The organism is Uniformispora flossi, assembly GCF_049534875.1.
In the GTDB taxonomy this organism is placed as follows: Bacteria; Actinomycetota; Actinomycetes; order Streptomycetales; family Streptomycetaceae; genus Yinghuangia; species Yinghuangia aomiensis.
The window spans coordinates 1-14,817 of sequence record NZ_JBMULZ010000018.1 but is presented as its reverse complement, the minus strand read 5'-3'; the positions used below and the strand labels follow the sequence as shown (position 1 = coordinate 14,817).

14 protein-coding genes are annotated in these 14,817 nt (G+C 71.8%); 2 read left to right on the top strand and 12 right to left on the bottom strand.

Annotated elements, in window-relative coordinates; all coding sequences use genetic code 11:
* Positions 1 to 57: 57 nt before the first annotated feature.
* The 12 genes from ACPA54_RS30615 to ACPA54_RS30560 form a co-directional block, all read right to left on the bottom strand.
* A complete protein-coding gene (locus tag ACPA54_RS30615; protein WP_423534652.1) occupies positions 58 to 531 on the bottom strand; it encodes a winged helix-turn-helix domain-containing protein in 474 nt (157 codons plus the stop codon).
* A 326-nt stretch (positions 532 to 857) separates the two neighbouring features.
* Entirely contained in the window at positions 858 to 1,754 is an 897-nt protein-coding gene (locus ACPA54_RS30610; protein ID WP_423534651.1) for a phosphotransferase, read from the bottom strand.
* A 71-nt stretch (positions 1,755 to 1,825) separates the two neighbouring features.
* Positions 1,826 to 2,623 (bottom strand): sirohydrochlorin chelatase, encoded by a 798-nt coding sequence (locus ACPA54_RS30605; protein WP_423534650.1) that lies wholly within the window; start codon positions 2,621 to 2,623, stop codon positions 1,826 to 1,828.
* Positions 2,624 to 2,635: 12 nt separating this feature from the next.
* A complete protein-coding gene (locus ACPA54_RS30600) occupies positions 2,636 to 3,598 on the bottom strand; it encodes an ABC transporter permease (protein ID WP_423534649.1) in 963 nt (320 codons plus the stop codon).
* Positions 3,585 to 4,394, bottom strand: a complete 810-nt coding sequence (locus ACPA54_RS30595; RefSeq protein WP_423534648.1) for an ABC transporter ATP-binding protein — start codon at positions 4,392 to 4,394, stop codon at positions 3,585 to 3,587. The genes ACPA54_RS30600 and ACPA54_RS30595 overlap by 14 nt, the downstream gene beginning before the upstream one ends.
* Positions 4,395 to 4,480: 86 nt before the next feature.
* Positions 4,481 to 5,611, bottom strand: coding sequence for an ABC transporter substrate-binding protein (locus ACPA54_RS30590; protein WP_423534647.1), 1,131 nt, complete (start codon positions 5,609 to 5,611; stop codon positions 4,481 to 4,483).
* Positions 5,612 to 5,705: 94 nt separating this feature from the next.
* Complete coding sequence (locus ACPA54_RS30585) at positions 5,706 to 7,061, bottom strand: sulfate adenylyltransferase subunit 1 (RefSeq protein ID WP_423534646.1); 1,356 nt, start codon at positions 7,059 to 7,061, stop codon at positions 5,706 to 5,708.
* Entirely contained in the window at positions 7,062 to 7,985 is a 924-nt protein-coding gene (gene cysD / locus ACPA54_RS30580; protein WP_423534645.1) for a sulfate adenylyltransferase subunit CysD, read from the bottom strand. It abuts the gene before it with no gap.
* Between the two features lie 85 nt (positions 7,986 to 8,070).
* The gene (locus ACPA54_RS30575) at positions 8,071 to 8,769 is read right to left on the bottom strand and encodes a phosphoadenylyl-sulfate reductase (RefSeq protein WP_423534644.1); all 699 of its coding nucleotides are present in this window, start codon (positions 8,767 to 8,769) and stop codon (positions 8,071 to 8,073) included.
* Entirely contained in the window at positions 8,766 to 8,975 is a 210-nt protein-coding gene (locus tag ACPA54_RS30570) for a hypothetical protein (RefSeq protein ID WP_423534643.1), read from the bottom strand. The genes ACPA54_RS30575 and ACPA54_RS30570 overlap by 4 nt, the downstream gene beginning before the upstream one ends.
* The gene (locus ACPA54_RS30565) at positions 8,972 to 10,657 is read right to left on the bottom strand and encodes a nitrite/sulfite reductase (RefSeq protein WP_423534642.1); all 1,686 of its coding nucleotides are present in this window, start codon (positions 10,655 to 10,657) and stop codon (positions 8,972 to 8,974) included. Before ACPA54_RS30565 ends, ACPA54_RS30570 begins: the two co-directional genes overlap by 4 nt.
* 135 nt (positions 10,658 to 10,792) lie before the next feature.
* Positions 10,793 to 10,876 (bottom strand): putative leader peptide, encoded by an 84-nt coding sequence (locus ACPA54_RS30560; RefSeq protein WP_358358745.1) that lies wholly within the window; start codon positions 10,874 to 10,876, stop codon positions 10,793 to 10,795.
* Positions 10,877 to 11,102: 226 nt separating this feature from the next.
* On the opposite strand from ACPA54_RS30560, the gene ACPA54_RS30555 reads away from it, so the two are divergent.
* The gene (locus tag ACPA54_RS30555) at positions 11,103 to 11,648 is read left to right on the top strand and encodes a MarR family winged helix-turn-helix transcriptional regulator (protein WP_423534641.1); all 546 of its coding nucleotides are present in this window, start codon (positions 11,103 to 11,105) and stop codon (positions 11,646 to 11,648) included.
* Positions 11,649 to 11,974: 326 nt separating this feature from the next.
* On the top strand, positions 11,975 to 14,707 hold the full coding sequence (locus ACPA54_RS30550; RefSeq protein ID WP_423534640.1) for a DUF7507 domain-containing protein: 2,733 nt from the start codon (positions 11,975 to 11,977) through the stop codon (positions 14,705 to 14,707).
* Positions 14,708 to 14,817 lie beyond the last annotated feature (110 nt).

Sequence of the window (14,817 nt, the reverse complement as noted above, 5' to 3'; positions counted from 1 at the left end):
GTGGCCCGGCGGCCGGGCCCGACGCCCGGCCGCCGCGGCGTTCCCGCCCCGGCCGGATCAGGACGCCGGCAGGTACTTGTAGCCCACGCGGTGCACCGTCGACAGGCGGCGCTTGTGGCGCGCCCCCACCTTGCGGCGCAGCCGCGCCACGTGCACGTCGACGGTGCGGCCTTCGCCCGAGTCCGGATAGCCCCACACCGCGTCCATCAGCTGGCGGCGCGTGTAGACCCGCCGCGGGTTGCTCAACAGGTGGGCCAGCAGCCCGAATTCCAGGTACGTCAGGTCCAGCGTGCGGTCGTCCACGGTCGCGGTGCGGCCGGCCAGGTCGAGGACGAGGCCGTCGTCTTCCAGCACCACGTCGGCGGGCTCGGCGGGGTGCGGGTCGGGGACGGCGTAGAGGCCGCGGGAAAGGGCCGGCGGGTGCGCGGTGTGCGGGGCGGACACGGGGCGCGGGATGTGCGGGGCCTGCTGAGTGTGCGGGGCGTGCGGGGCGAGGCGCGGGGCGGCGGCGTGGACCGAGGCGTACGTCATGACGGAATCCCTTCGGAGCGCGGCCCGGACCGGTCGCGGCGCGCGGCAGGCGCGCCACGACGGGGCGTCGGACGGCGGAAGTCTCGGGTGGGCGAGCGGAGGAGGAAAGACGGCGCGAGGGTGACGGAACGTCAGCAGGCCGGACACACGCAGCTGCACACGCGGCAGAAGTCCACCGCGCGGCGCCGGGTCAGCGTCCTCCGAGTCATACCGCTCATCGTAGTCCAAGCATCCCGATATCTGAACAACCGTTTCAACAGGCGGACATGGGGGTGGCCATCAGGGGACGGACCAGCTGCGTACGGGAGTCACGGCGGGTGCGCGGGTCAGAAGGAATGCCACCGCGACGTGCTGTCTCCGGTGCGTAAACACCGTACGCGGTGGGCGAATTCGTCTTCCGCGGCGGGATTCCCCGGCACGTGTTGGGCGACCCATGCGGTGGCGGCCAGCTCCCGGACTGCCCGCAATACGGGATAGCCGTCCCAGGATGTGACATCGAAGCCGTACTTGCGGACGAACTTCTCCACCGCGCCGTCCGGCAGCCCGTAGCGCACGGCGGCCATCGGCGTGAGGATCAGGTCGAGTTCGCGCAGGTCGTCGGACACGTTCTCGAGGTCGAGCAGCAGCGGGCGGCCGCCGTGCACGCCGACGTTGCGCAGCAGCGCGTCGCCGTGGACGACCCCCGGCTCCAGCACGGGCCGCACCGCGGCGTAGGCGTCCAGGAGTTCGGCTTTGCGGTCGAGGAGGAAGCGCCGGTCGTCGAGGTGGACGGCGGCGTCCGCGGAGTCGAGCCAGGCCTCCACCAGTGCGAGCGGTTCGCGGGCGGGCAGCGCGAACGGCGGCTTGGGCAGGGCGTGCAGGCGCTTGAGCAGCCGCGCGAGGTCCTTGACGTCCGGGTCGCGGTCGGCCGGTTCCAGCAACTCCCAGAAGGTGACCGGTCGTTCGGAGACAGAGACGGGCTGTGCGGCGACCTGCTCGGCGGGGCGCACGGTGGGGAAGTCCTGGTCGCGCAGCCAGCGGGCGACCTCGATTTCCCGGCGGGCCCGGTCGAGCAGGTGGGGACCGCGGGCGATCCGGGCGACGATGCCGGCTTGGGGGAGCGCGAAGACCGCGTTCTCTCCGTACGCCAGGAGTCCGGCGTTGTCGGCCACTCCCGGGTCGATGCCGACTCGGTTGCAGGCGCGGGCCAGGATCCCGCGTTCGGTCGCCGCTGTGTCGATCACCCGCGCGATCCTACTGGCGCGCGGGGCGTCGTCCGGGGCTTCTCGCAGGGTGGCCAAAGCGGAGTGCCGGGTCAGGCGGTCCGGCGGGCTGCCGCGGCGGCGCCTGCGGTGGCGGCGTCGTGGCGGCGCAGGACGAGCGCGGCGAGTTCGGGCGTATCGGCGAGGGTCGCGCTCGTCGCGTCGGCTTCGGCGGCGGCGGCCTGCGCGGCGATGCGGTCCGGCAGGAAGCCGGGGGCGAGGAGGTAGGAGGCGACGGCCACGCGTTCGGCGCCGCCGCGGCGCAGCGCGGCGACCGCGTCGGCGACGGACGGTGACCCGGACGCCGCGTAGGCGGTGGCGACGGCGGCCCAGCCGGTGCGGCGCCATGTGCGGGCGACCTGTGTCAGGGCCGCGTTCGCGGTGGCGTCGGTGGATCCGGCGGAGGCGAGGACGATGCCGTAGCGCGGGTCGCCCGCCGCCACGCCGGCGTCGGCGAGGCGGCGTTCCATGGCGGTGACCAGCAGCGGGTGCGGGCCGAGCGCGGGCGTCTGCCGCACCTCCAGGCGGAGCTGGCGGCCGGCCGCCAGCATGGCCGGGACGTCGTGCTTGGCGTGGTAGGCGGACGACAGCAGCAGCGGCACCGCGGCGGCTTCCCGGAACCCGTCGGCGGCGAGCGCGGCCAGCGCGTCCGGCACCCGCGGCCCGCAGTGGTCGAGGTACGCGACCTCGACGCGCAGCCCGGGCCGCAGCACGCGGACCCGGGCGGCGAGCGCGCCGACGGCCTCGGCGTGCCGCGGGTCGCGGCTGCCGTGCGCGACGGCGAGCAGCGCGGGCGAGCCGGGGACGCCGTGCGTGCCCTGCGTGCGGGGTTGGCCGATCGTCGGGTTCATGGGAGACGGAGCCTACTTCGCGCTCGCCAGGAGGCCGCGCTGGCGCAGCACGAGCTTCTCCAGCGGGGAGAACACCAGCAGTTCGATGCCGATGCCGACGATGAGGATGAGGAACACGGCGGTGATCATCATCGGCATGTCGCCCAGGTCGCGGCCCTGCTGGAGGAACTGGCCCAGTCCGTAGCCGAGGTCGGGTGAGGCCGCGATGAGTTCGGCGGCCATCAGGGAGCGCCAGGAGAACGCCCAGCCCTGCTTGACGCCGGCGAGGTAGCCGGGCAGCGCGGCGGGCAGCAGGATGTGCCAGACGCCGCGCAGGCCGGTGGCGCCGAGGACGCGCCCGGCGCGGATGAACAGCGGCGGGACCTGGTCGACGCCGGAGATGATGCCTTGCGCGATCGACGGGACGGCGCCGAGCAGGACGACCGCGTAGATGGCGCTGTTGTTGAGGCCGAACCAGATGACGGCGGGCGGCACCCACGCGACCGACGGCAGCGACTGGAGGCCGGACAGCAGCGGGCCGATCGCGGCGCGGATCCAGCGCACACGGGCGACGACCAGGCCGAGCGGGGTGCCGATGGCGAGGGCCATGAGGAAGCCGAGCGCGGCGCGCTTGAGGCTGACCCAGAGGATCTCGAAGACGTCGCCCTTGCGCCACTGCACCATGAACGCGTCCCAGACCTGGGCGGGGCTGGGCAGCGCGTACTCGGGCTTGAGGTGCGCCGAGTAGGCGATCTGCCAGATGCCGATCAGGACGGCGACGGCGATCGCGGGCGGGCCGACCTTGGCAAGGAGGGTGCGCCAGATCGGGGTGCGTTCCTCCTGGTGGGACTCCAGGGCGTCGAGGCCGGCTTCCAGGCCCGCGACATCCTCGGGGGTCTCGGACGGCACAGCGGACGCAGCGGACGCAGCGGACGCCGAGGACGCAGCGGAGGGGCCGTCGGCGTCGACCGGCTTCGTCAGGTCAGTGCTTGCCATGGCGGCGGATCTCCCCTCGCAGGTGCTCGGTGATTTCGATGGACAGGGCGGAGACGTCGGGGGCTTCGATGCGGCGCGGCTGCGGGATGTCGATCGTCCATTCGCGGGCGATGCGGCCGGGCCGCGACGACATCAGCACGACGCGCTGACCGAGGCGTACGGCCTCGCGCACGTTGTGCGTCACGAACACGACCGCGCGGCCGGTGTCGGCCCAGATGCGGGTCAGTTCGTCGTGCAGGACGTCGCGGGTGATGGCGTCGAGCGCGGCGAACGGCTCGTCCATCAGCAGCACGTCGCCGGCCTGCGCGAGCGCGCGGGCGAGCGCGACGCGCTGCCGCATGCCGCCGGACAGTTCGTGGACGCGCTTGTCGTACGCGGTGTCCAGGCGCACCAGCGCGAGCAGCCGCTGCGCTTCGGCTTTGCGCTCCTCGCGCGGCACGCCGCGGAGCTTGAGCGCGAGTTCGATGTTCTTGCCGGCCTTGAGCCACGGGAACAGGGCGTGTTCCTGGAACATCAGTGCGGGGCGGCCGCGGGGCACGTCGATGGTGCCCGCGGACGGCTTGTCGAGGCCCGCGACCAGGTTGAGGAGGGTCGACTTGCCGCAGCCGGACGCGCCGAGGAGGCACACGAACTCGCCCGGCGCGACCGTCAGGTCGATGCCGTCGAGGACGGGGGCGCCGCCGCGGCCGAAGCTCTTGGAGACGCCGGTGAGGCGCACGGCGTGGCCGTCGGCCTGCACCGCGTCGCGCGCGGGCGCGGCCGAGGCGGCCGGCTTCTCGTGCACGGTCTGGGACATCGCGTCGACCCTTCCGGTGGAGGTCTGGTGGGGTGCGGGGCGGGACCGGTCGGGTCCCGCCCCGCGCGCCCGGCTGGTTCGGGGCGCTACTTCTTGGCGCCGAGTCCGGCGTCGGCGACCGCGGGTTGGCCGGCCGCCTGCAGGACCTTGTTCAGCAGGGTCAGGTCGTAGATGCCGTGGATGTCGGCGTCCTTGGTGATGCCGGCCTTGACGCCGTCGTCCTTGAGCTTGAGCAGCGACGTGGCCAGCGGGTCGTTGGTGACCTCGATGTTCTTCCAGGCGTTGTCGATGACGGCCGGCGCCAGGCCCTTCTGGGTGAAGGCGGTCAGCTGGTCGTTGACGTCGGTCTTGGCCTTGTCCGGGTTGGCCTGGATCCACGAGGTGGTGGCGATCTGGCCCTTGATGAGCGCCTCGACGGTGTCGGGGTGCTCGTCGAGGAACTTCTTGCGGACGATCAGGTTCGTGGTGACGAACTTGCCTTCCGGCCACAGCGTGCGCTCGTCGACGAGGACCTTGGCGCCGGCTTCCTGCACCAGGCGGGTCGCCCACGGCTCGGGCAGCCAGCCGCCGTCCAGCTCGCCGCTCTTGAACAGCGCGAGGGTCTGGGCGTTGTCGGTCGGGACGATGCTGACGTCGCCGCCGCCCTTGGTGTCGGTCTTCAGGCCCTGCGAGGCGAGCCAGGAGCGGACCGCGACGTCCTGCGTGCCGCCGAGCTGCGGCGAGGCGATCTTCTTGCCCTTGAGGTCGGCGGCCGAGTTGATGCCCGGCTTGACCACGAGCGACGCGCCGCCGGACGTGGTGCCCGCGACGATGCGCAGCAGTTCGCCGTTGGTCGAGGTGAACCCGGAGATCGACGGGTTCGGGCCGATGTAGGTGGCGTCGATCGAGCCGCCCTTGAGAGCTTCGATCGCGGCCGGGCCGGCGTTGAACACCTGCGTCTTGACCGACGTCGAGCCGAGTTCCTTCTGGTAGAGGCCTTCCTTCAGGCCGACCAGCGGGGTGGCGTGGGTGACGTTGGCGAAGAAGCCGAGCCGGATTTCGGAGGCCGACGTTCCGGCGCTGCTCTGTCCGCCGGAAGCCTGCGCGGCGGGCTTGGTCTTGTCGTCCTTGTTGTCGGAACCGTAGCCGCATGCGGACAGCACGGCGAAGACGGGCAGGACGGCGAGGGTTATGGCGGTACGTACGGATCTGCGACGCGACGTGCGGGCAGCAGGCATGAGGGACCTTCCCTGAAACGGCCGTGCAGGGGCACGGAAGACGGTGTTGTCCGGTGACGGAAGTCGGCGGCCAGTCCCCACGAGGGGGAGCCGGCTAGCGACATCGGTCCGTCGCGGAGCCCACCTCGCCGCCGCGGTCCACGAACGCGGGGCCGGCCATGCCGGCGGTCAGCGTCGAGCCGTCGGCTTCGTCGATGAGCAGGAAGGACCCGGTGCGGCGGCCGGCCGCGTAGGGGTCGAGCGCGAGCGGCTGCGCGGTGCGCAGCACGACGTGCGCGATGTCGTTCGGGTGCAGCTCGCCCGGCGACGGCTGCTTCTCCAGCGTCTGGATGTCGACGCGGTACGGGATTTCCTTGACGATCGCCTTGACCGTGCGCGTGGTGTGCTTGAGCAGCACCCGGTCGCCCGGCCGCAGCGGCTTGTCCGCGACGTGGCACACCGTCGCCTCGACGTCCTGGGTCGGCTGCGGCGCGGCCTCGGCCGGCGCGATCAGGTCGCCGCGGGACACGTCCACGTCGGTTGCCAGACGGATCGTCACCGACTCGCCGGCCTGCGCGCGGTCGACGGTCGCGCCGAGCCGGTCGATGCCCGCGATCGTGGACCGCGAACCGGACGGCAGCACCACGACCGGGTCGCCGGCCCGGAACACGCCGGACGCGACCTGGCCCGCGTAGCCGCGGTAGTCGCGGTACTCGTCGTCGGACTGCGGGCGCAGCACGTACTGCACGGGGAACCGCGCCGACGCATGCTCGTCCTGGCCGCCGGTCTCGACGGTCTCCAGGAACTCCAGGAGCGTCGGGCCGCCGTACCAGTCCATGTGCGCGGACGGGTCCACGACGTTGTCGCCGCGCAGCGCCGACACCGGGATCGCGGTGACGTCGGGGACGCCGAGTTCCTTGGCGTAGCCGGTGAACTCGTTGGCGACCGCGGCGAACGCGGCCTCGTCGTAGTCGACCAGGTCCATCTTGTTGACGGCCAGCACGACGTGCGGGACGCGCAGCAGCGCGGCCACCGCGAGGTGCCGGCGGGTCTGCTCGACGACGCCGTTGCGGGCGTCGACCAGGACGACGGCGAGTTCCGCGGTCGACGCGCCGGTCACCATGTTCCGGGTGTACTGCACGTGCCCGGGGGTGTCGGCGAGGATGAACCGCCGCTTCGCGGTGGCGAAGTAGCGGTACGCCACGTCGATCGTGATGCCCTGCTCGCGTTCGGCGCGCAGGCCGTCGGTGAGCAGCGCCAGGTCGGCCTCGTCCATGCCGCGGTCGCGCGAGGCGCGTTCGACGGCTTCGAGCTGGTCGGTCAGCACCGACTTGGAGTCGTGCAGCAGGCGGCCGACGAGCGTCGACTTGCCGTCGTCGACCGAGCCCGCGGTGGCCAGGCGCAGCAGCCCGACCGCGGCGTCGGCCGGGGTGGATCCGGCGGCTGCCGTACCGGAGTTCTGGCTGGACATTTAGAAGTATCCCTCGCGCTTGCGGTCTTCCATCGCGGCCTCGGACATCTTGTCGTCCGCGCGCGTGGCGCCCCGTTCGGTCAGTCGGCTCACGGCGATTTCGGCGATGACCTCGGCCACCGTGGCGGCCGGGGAGTCCACCGCTCCGGTACAGCTCATGTCGCCGACGGTGCGGTAGCGGACGACCCGGCGCTCCACCTGCTCGTCGCCCTTGGGACCGCCCCATTCGCCGGGGGCGAGCCACATGCCGTTGCGCAGGAACACGTCGCGCTCGTGCGAGAAGTAGATCTCCGGGAGGGGGATCTCCTCGCGCTCGATGTACTGCCAGACGTCCAGTTCGGTCCAGTTGGACAGCGGGAACACGCGGACGTGTTCGCCGACCCGGTGCCGACCGTTGTAGAGGTTCCACAGTTCGGGGCGCTGGCGCCGCGGGTCCCACTGGCCGAACTCGTCGCGCAGGGAGAAGACGCGTTCCTTGGCGCGGGCCTTCTCCTCGTCGCGGCGGCCGCCGCCGAACACCGCGTCGAAGCGGTTCTTCTCGATCGCGTCGAGGAGCGGCACGGTCTGCAGCGGGTTGCGGGTGCCGTCCGGGCGCTCCTGGAGGCGGCCGTTGTCGATGAACTCCTGCACGTGGCCGACGTACAGGCGCAGGCCGTGCTCGGCGACGGTGCGGTCGCGGTACTCGATGACCTCGGGGAAGTTGTGCCCGGTGTCGACGTGCAGCAGCGCGAACGGGATCTGCGCCGGCCAGAACGCCTTGCGGGCCAGGTGCAGCATGACGATCGAGTCCTTGCCGCCGGAGAAGAGGATCACCGGCCGTTCGAACTCGCCCGCGACCTCGCGGAAGATGTGCACGGCCTCGGCTTCGAGCGCGTCGAGGTGGCTGAGCGCGCCGGGCGCGGAAAGCTCCACCGCTGTTGTCACGATCGCCTCCTGGGGCTGTCGACGTCGGGAAATTCCGGAGTGTCCGGGGTGGGGACGGCAGTCGGGTCGGGGTGCGGGCGGGCCATCAGTGGATCCCGCACTCGGTCTTGGCGCGTCCGGCCCAGCGGCCCGCGCGCGCGTCCTCGCCGGGGGCGACGCGGCGGGTGCAGGGGGCGCAGCCGATCGACGCGTAGCCGTCCATCAGCAGGGGGTTGGTGAGGACGCCGTGTTCGAGGATGTAGGCGTCGACCTGGTCCTGCGTCCAGCGGGCGATGGGCGAGATCTTGACCTTGCCCTTCTTGGGATCCCACGCGACGACGGGGGTGTCCGCGCGCTCGGGGGAGTCCTCGCGGCGCAGGCCGGTCGCCCACCCGTCGTAGCCGGCGAGGCCTTCGCCGAGCGGGGCGACCTTGCGGAGCGCGCAGCACAGGTCGGGGTCGCGGTCGTGCAGCGCGGGCCCGTATTCGGCGTCCTGTTCGGCGACGCTCTGGCGCGGGGTCAGCGTGATGACGTTGACCGGGTAGACCGCGGCGACCGCGTCGCGGGTGCCGATGGTCTCGGGGAAGTGGTAGCCGGTGTCGAGGAAGACGACGTCGATGCCCGGCTGGACGCGCGACGCGAGGTGCGCGACGACGGCGTCCTCCATCGACGAGGTGACGCACCACCGGTTGCCGAACGTCTTCGACGCCCACGTGAGGACCTCCTCCGCGGTGGCGTCTTCGAGGTCGCGTCCGGCGTCAAGGGCGAGCTGCTCCAGCGCCTCGGGGGTGTAGGTCGTGGTCATGTCGCCTCCTTCGCGGGAGTGGATGTGGGGTCGGCTTGAGCGGCGGGGCCGGTGGGGCCGGCGTCGCGGAAGACGAGGCCGAGGTACTTGAGGGAGAACGCGCGGCGACACGCTCCGCAGAGCCACGCGCCGTGGCCTTCCTCGTGCGGGCGCAGGTCTTCGTCGCCGCAGTAGGGGCAGTAGAACGGTGCCGCGCGCTCGCTCACGAAAGATCCGCCTCCGAGGCCCGCGCCGCCCACTGGGCGAACCGCTCGCCGTCGGTGCGCTGCTCGTCGAAGCGGCGGACGACACGCTCGACGTAGTCGGGCAGTCCGGCGGCGGTGACCTTCAGGCCGCGGACCTTGCGGCCGAAGCCGGCGTCGAAGCCGAGGCTGCCGCCCAGGTGGACCTGGTAGCCCTCGACCTGGTTGCCCTCGTCGTCGAGGACGAGCTGGCCCTTGAGGCCGATGTCGCCGACCTGGATGCGCGCGCACGCGTTCGGGCAGCCGTTGATGTTGATGGTGAGCGGCTGGTCGAAGTCCGGCAGGCGCTGCTCGAGTTCCTCGATGAGGGTCTGGCCGCGGCCCTTGGTGTCGACGATCGCGAGCTTGCAGAACTCGATGCCGGTGCAGGCCATCGTGCCGCGCCGGAACGGGCTCGGGTTGACCCGCAGGCCGAGCGCCTCGAGGCCCTCGACGAGCGACGTGACCTGGTCCTCGGCAACGTCCAGGATGAGCATCTTCTGCTCGACCGTGGTGCGGACCCGGTCCGAGCCGTGCGCCTCGGCGAGGTCGGCGATCTTGCCGAGCGTGGCGCCGTCGACGCGGCCGACGCGCGGGGCGAAGCCGACGTAGAAGTTGCCGTCGTTCTGGCGGTGCACGCCGACGTGGTCGCGCCAGGCACTGGCGGGCTCGGCGGGGGCCGGGCCGTCGGTGAGCTTGCGGTTGAGGTACTCGTCTTCGAGGATCTGGCGGAACTTCTCGGCGCCCCAGTCGGCGACGAGGAACTTCAGACGGGCGCGGTTGCGCAGGCGGCGGTAGCCGTAGTCGCGGAAGATGCCGATGACGCCGGCCCAGACCTCCGGCACCTCGTCCAGCGGCACCCAGGTGCCGAGGCGCTGGGCGAGCTTCGGGTTGGTGGACAGGCCGCCGCCGACCCACACGTCGAAGCCCGGGCCGTGCTCGGGGTGCACGACGCCGACGAACGACACGTCGTTGATCTCGTGGACGACGTCCAGCAGTGGCGAGCCGGAGATCGCGGTCTTGAACTTGCGCGGCAGATTGGAGAACTCGGGGCTGCCGATGTAGCGGCGGTTGATCTCCTCGACCGCCCAGGTGCCGTCGATGATCTCGTCCTCGGCGATGCCGGCGACCGGCGAGCCGATGACGACGCGCGGGGTGTCGCCGCACGCCTCGGTCGTCGAGAGGCCGACGCCTTCGAGGATGTTCCAGATCGCCGGGACGTCCTCGATGCGGATCCAGTGGTACTGCACGTTCTGCCGGTCGGTGATGTCCGCGGTCCCGCGCGCGTACCGCTCGGAGACCTCGGCGACCGCGCGGAGCTGGGCGAGGTTCAACTGCCCGCCGTCGATGCGGACGCGCATCATGAAGTACTCGTCGTCCAGCTCGTGCGGCTCCAGGACACCGGTCTTGCCGCCGTCGATCCCGGGCTTGCGCTGCGTGTACAGGCCCCACCAGCGCATCCGGCCGCGCAGGTCGTTGCTGTCGATCGAGTCGAAGCCGCGGTGTGCGTAGACGTTCTCGATGCGGGCACGGACGTTGAGGCCGTCGTCGTCCTTCTTGAACTGCTCGTTGGCGTTGAGCGGCTCACGGTGGCCCAGCGCCCACTGGCCCTCGCCGCGGTGGCGCGAGGACTTGCGGGGGCCGGCGGCCGAGGCGGGGGTGGCCATGGGGCGTCCTTTGACGGGGTGTCGTGGACGCGCGCCGCACAGGCGGTCCCGCTCCGCGCCGTTCCGGGCGCATGGACGCAGGCTGCCGGCACGACCGCGCGCCCGGGCAGCGGAAGATGGAGCGGGCGTTGGTCGTCAGACCGGCATACAGAACGCGCTGGACATGCGGCCGAGGTCGACGTGAAGTCGACCGACGAGGGCAATTCCGGCGCGAGACATGCTGATGAGGTTGGCATGGAGTCGCCATGTCGTCCATCGTCGTCCGCGATACGAGCGGGTATCTCAAATAATGGACAGCTCATCTTGTTATATGAGATTCAGGCCCTGGGGTGGATCCCGCGTGTCGCGGATGCGGTGCGGTTGGTTACCGTACGGAAGGCCGATGGCCGGAGGGGGCCGGTTTTCCGACGGGGGTGGGTACGGGAGTGGTAAGGAGCTGATTCACGTGTCCGGAGATGTCCTCGACCGGCCCGAGTCCCGCCGCGGCGGCCGCGACAGCGTCCGCGAGGGTGCCGAGAGTACCGCTGAAGCCGGTGTGGAAGACCGCGGCGAGCGCCGTGAAGAGTCCGTCGAGACGCTCCGCTACGCCTTCAACGGCTTCCTCGCCGCCGTGCGCAGCGAGCGCGCCGGCCGTTCCGCGGGTGCCGACTCGCCGCACATCCGCCGCCACCGCATCCTCGTCACCCTCGCCGACGAACTCGACCTGGACCCGGCGACCCTCGCCACCGTCGTCGGCCTCCCGCTGCCTCAGGTGAGCGCGATGCTCGAGGCGCTCGGGCGGGAAGGCCTCGTGGAGGGGGTCAGACCCGGGCGGGGCCGGGGCGGCACCGTCGCCCGCCTCACCCCCGAGGGGCTGCGCGCACTCGACGAACTCGACACCGGCTTCCGCCGCCACTGGGAAGCGGCCCTCGCCGACCTGCCCGACGAGGATCTGCGCACCGCGGCCCGCGTCATCAGCAGGCTCACCGGGGTCATAGTCCCCGCGCGGTAGCCGACAGCGTCGCCGTGCGCCCCTGGCGAAGGCGCATCCTGCCGCTTCGCCACCCATCCGGCCGCCTGTCGTACGAGGGTCGAACAGGGGCGATCGGCGCGTAAAGCTGGACCGTCGGTGTGAAATGGCTTGGGAAATGGGGGAATCGCGGTAATTTCTGCGCAGCTTGTGCGTTATGCGGCATTTCTAATCGAGTCATGGTCCCCTCTCGATCACCGCGGCCGCCGACGCCACCGCGTCGACGCGGCTCCCGCACCCTCCGGTCCCGCATGCTTCCGCTCGCCGTAGCCGGAGCCTCCGTCCTTCTGCCGCTGACAGCGGCCGTCATGCCCGCCGTGGCGACGGCGGCTCCCGCGCCTCGCCAGGCCGGCCCGGCGCTCGTCTCCGAGACGTTCACCGGAGCCACCGCCGACCCCGGCTTCCTCGCCGTCGGCACCGCCTGCCTCACCGGGGCGCCGCAGGGCGCCGCCCCCGGTCCCGGGAGCCACCCGCTTACCGGGTGTCCGCCGGGCTCTGCGGGAGCCGTGCCGCCGGACAACGCCGCGCCGCACGGCTACCTGCGCCTGACCGGCGCGTCCAACGACGAGTCGGGCGCGGTGCTCTACAACCAGGCCATCCCCTCCCAGGCCGGCGTGGACATCACCTTCGAGCAGTGGCAGTACGGATCGACGACGCCGGACACTCCGGCCGACGGCATCTCGTTCTTCCTCGTCGACGGCGCGGCATCGCTGGAACACCCGGGCGCGTTCGGCGGCAGCCTCGGGTACGCGCAGAAGCTGCCCGACGACGACCCGGGCCAGACCTTCCTGCCGGGCGTCGACCGCGGCTATCTCGGCGTGGGACTCGACGTCCTCGGCAACTACTTCGGGGACTGGGAGCATCGCGGCAACGGCTGCCCGGCAGGTCAGCGATCACCTGCGGGCACCGCGTTCCGCGTTCCGGCCCCGGGCGCGAACATGGTGACGTTGCGCGGCCCCGGCGACGGCACCACCGGTTACTGCTTCCTGACCGCGACGACGAGCAACTTCACCACCACCGGCCCGTGGCCGTCGACCCTGCCCGGAACCCTCCAAGGACCGACGACGTCCCTGCCCCCGGGAGTGACCCCCGAGCAGGCCGAGGCGCTGCTCGACCCGTCCCGCCGCACCGTGCACATCGTGCTGACGCCGTCGCCGAACCCGCAGTTGACGGTGGACATCGACTTCCACGACGGAAACGGCTTCCGGCAGGTGGTCGCCACCGACGCCCCCCAGCCGGTGCCGGACAGCTACAAGTTCGGATTCGCCGCTTCCACGGGCCTGTTCACGGACGTCCACCTGATCCGGAACCTCTCCGTCAACCCGGAGCAACCGCTTCCGGCGCTGTCGCTGGTCAAGCAGGTCCGGCAGAGCCCGCCGCTGCCGTCGCCGCTCGTCCCCGGCACGAAGGTGCCCTACGAGTACGTGGTCACCAACAGCGGCAACACGCGCCTGACCGGGGTGAACGTGACCGACGACAAGGTCGCTCCGATCACGTGTCCGGCGACCCAGCTCGATCCCGGGAAATCGACCACCTGCATCGGCACCTACACGGTGACGGCCGCTGACGCGGCGGCCGGCCACGTCACCAACGTCGCGACGGCGCACGGCGACTCCGGTGGCACGCCGGTGGATTCGAACCAAGACACGCAGACTCTGCCGGTCGCGGTCCGGGCGATCGGGCTGGTCAAGAGCGTGGACGCCGCGCGCACCTATGCGCCGGGCGACGTGGTCACCTACACGTACACGGTGACCAACCACGGGGGGACGATCCTCGACGGCGTCCACGTCGTCGACGACCGCGTCAGTGGCATCACCTGCCAGCAGATCAGCCTCGCGCCGGGCGCGTCGACGACGTGTTCGGGCACGTACACGGTGACCGAGGCGGACGCGGCGGCCGGGCACGTCACCAACGTCGCCACCGCGTTCGCGGACGAAGACAGTGTGAGCAGCGAGCCCGACACCGCCACGATCCCCGTGGGCAGGCCGCACCTGCACCTCGTCAAGAGCGTGGACAGCTCGCACCCATATGCGGCGGGTGACGTGGTCACCTACACGTACACCCTGACCAACACCGGCGCTACGACGCTCACCGGGCTGCGCATCGACGACGACCGGGTCACGGGCATCACCTGCGGCTCCACCACGCTGGACCCGGGCGCGTCGACCACGTGCACCGGCACCTACATGGTGACCGAAGCCGACGCGGCCGCGGGCCACGTGACCAACGTCGCGACGGCCGCTGCCGACGACGGCACGGTCAGCGAGCAGGAGACCGCCACCATCACCACGGGCACTCCGGCGCTCTTCCTGGTCAAGAGCGTCGACAGTTCCCATGCGTATCTCGTGGGTGACACGGTCACCTACACGTACACGGTGACCAACACCGGAAGTGCGCCCGTCGACGAGCTGCACATCGTGGACGACCGGGTCGCGAACATCACGTGCCAGGCCGGCACGCTTGCGCCGGGCGCGTCGACCACGTGCACCGGGACGTACACGGTCACCGCGGCCGACGCGGCAGCCGGGCAGATCACGAACAACGCGACCGCGAAGGCGAACGACGACACCGTCGTCAGCCCGCCGGCCACCGCCACGGTCGACGTGGAGACCTCCGCCCTGCACCTGATCAAGCACGTGGACGGCTCACGAACGTATGCGGTGGGCGACGTCGTCACCTACACGTACACGGTGACCAACACGGGCACGACCCCGGTGACCGGCCTTCGGATCAACGACGACCGGGTCACGGGCGTCACCTGCGAGGCGACCGGCCTCGCGCCGGGCGCGTCGACCACCTGCACGGGCACCTACACCGTGACAGAGGCGGACGCACGAGCCGGCAAGGTCACCAACACGGCGACCGCGCTGGGCAACGGCGACAGCCTGGTCAGCGAGCCGGCCGACGCCACGATCACCGTGTGCCCGCCGCCGAAGCCGCCGTGTCCGCCGCCCCCGTGCCCGCCGAAGGACTGCCCGTCGAAGCCAGACCATCCGTCGAAGCCGGACTGTCCTCCGGACGACGGCCACCAGGGCTGGTGACGCAAAGTCCGGTCACCCGCTGACCTGTGACCTGTGAGGCAGGAACCCCGGCCGGGGGGGGGCCCCCCCGGGGGGGGGGGGGCGGGCGCCGGGGGGGGGCGGCGCGGCGG

Coding starts and splice junctions, on each gene's coding strand:
- ACPA54_RS30565 (WP_423534642.1), bottom strand. CDS start 10,657: ATGGCCACCCCCGCCTCGGCCGCCGGCCCCCGCAAGTCCTCGCGCCAC.
- ACPA54_RS30575 (WP_423534644.1), bottom strand. CDS start 8,769: ATGACCACGACCTACACCCCCGAGGCGCTGGAGCAGCTCGCCCTTGAC.
- ACPA54_RS30600 (WP_423534649.1), bottom strand. CDS start 3,598: ATGGCAAGCACTGACCTGACGAAGCCGGTCGACGCCGACGGCCCCTCC.
- ACPA54_RS30605 (WP_423534650.1), bottom strand. CDS start 2,623: ATGAACCCGACGATCGGCCAACCCCGCACGCAGGGCACGCACGGCGTC.
- ACPA54_RS30560 (WP_358358745.1), bottom strand. CDS start 10,876: ATGTCTCGCGCCGGAATTGCCCTCGTCGGTCGACTTCACGTCGACCTC.
- ACPA54_RS30615 (WP_423534652.1), bottom strand. CDS start 531: ATGACGTACGCCTCGGTCCACGCCGCCGCCCCGCGCCTCGCCCCGCAC.
- ACPA54_RS30595 (WP_423534648.1), bottom strand. CDS start 4,394: ATGTCCCAGACCGTGCACGAGAAGCCGGCCGCCTCGGCCGCGCCCGCG.
- ACPA54_RS30550 (WP_423534640.1), top strand. CDS start 11,975: ATGCCCGCCGTGGCGACGGCGGCTCCCGCGCCTCGCCAGGCCGGCCCG.
- ACPA54_RS30585 (WP_423534646.1), bottom strand. CDS start 7,061: ATGTCCAGCCAGAACTCCGGTACGGCAGCCGCCGGATCCACCCCGGCC.
- ACPA54_RS30590 (WP_423534647.1), bottom strand. CDS start 5,611: ATGCCTGCTGCCCGCACGTCGCGTCGCAGATCCGTACGTACCGCCATA.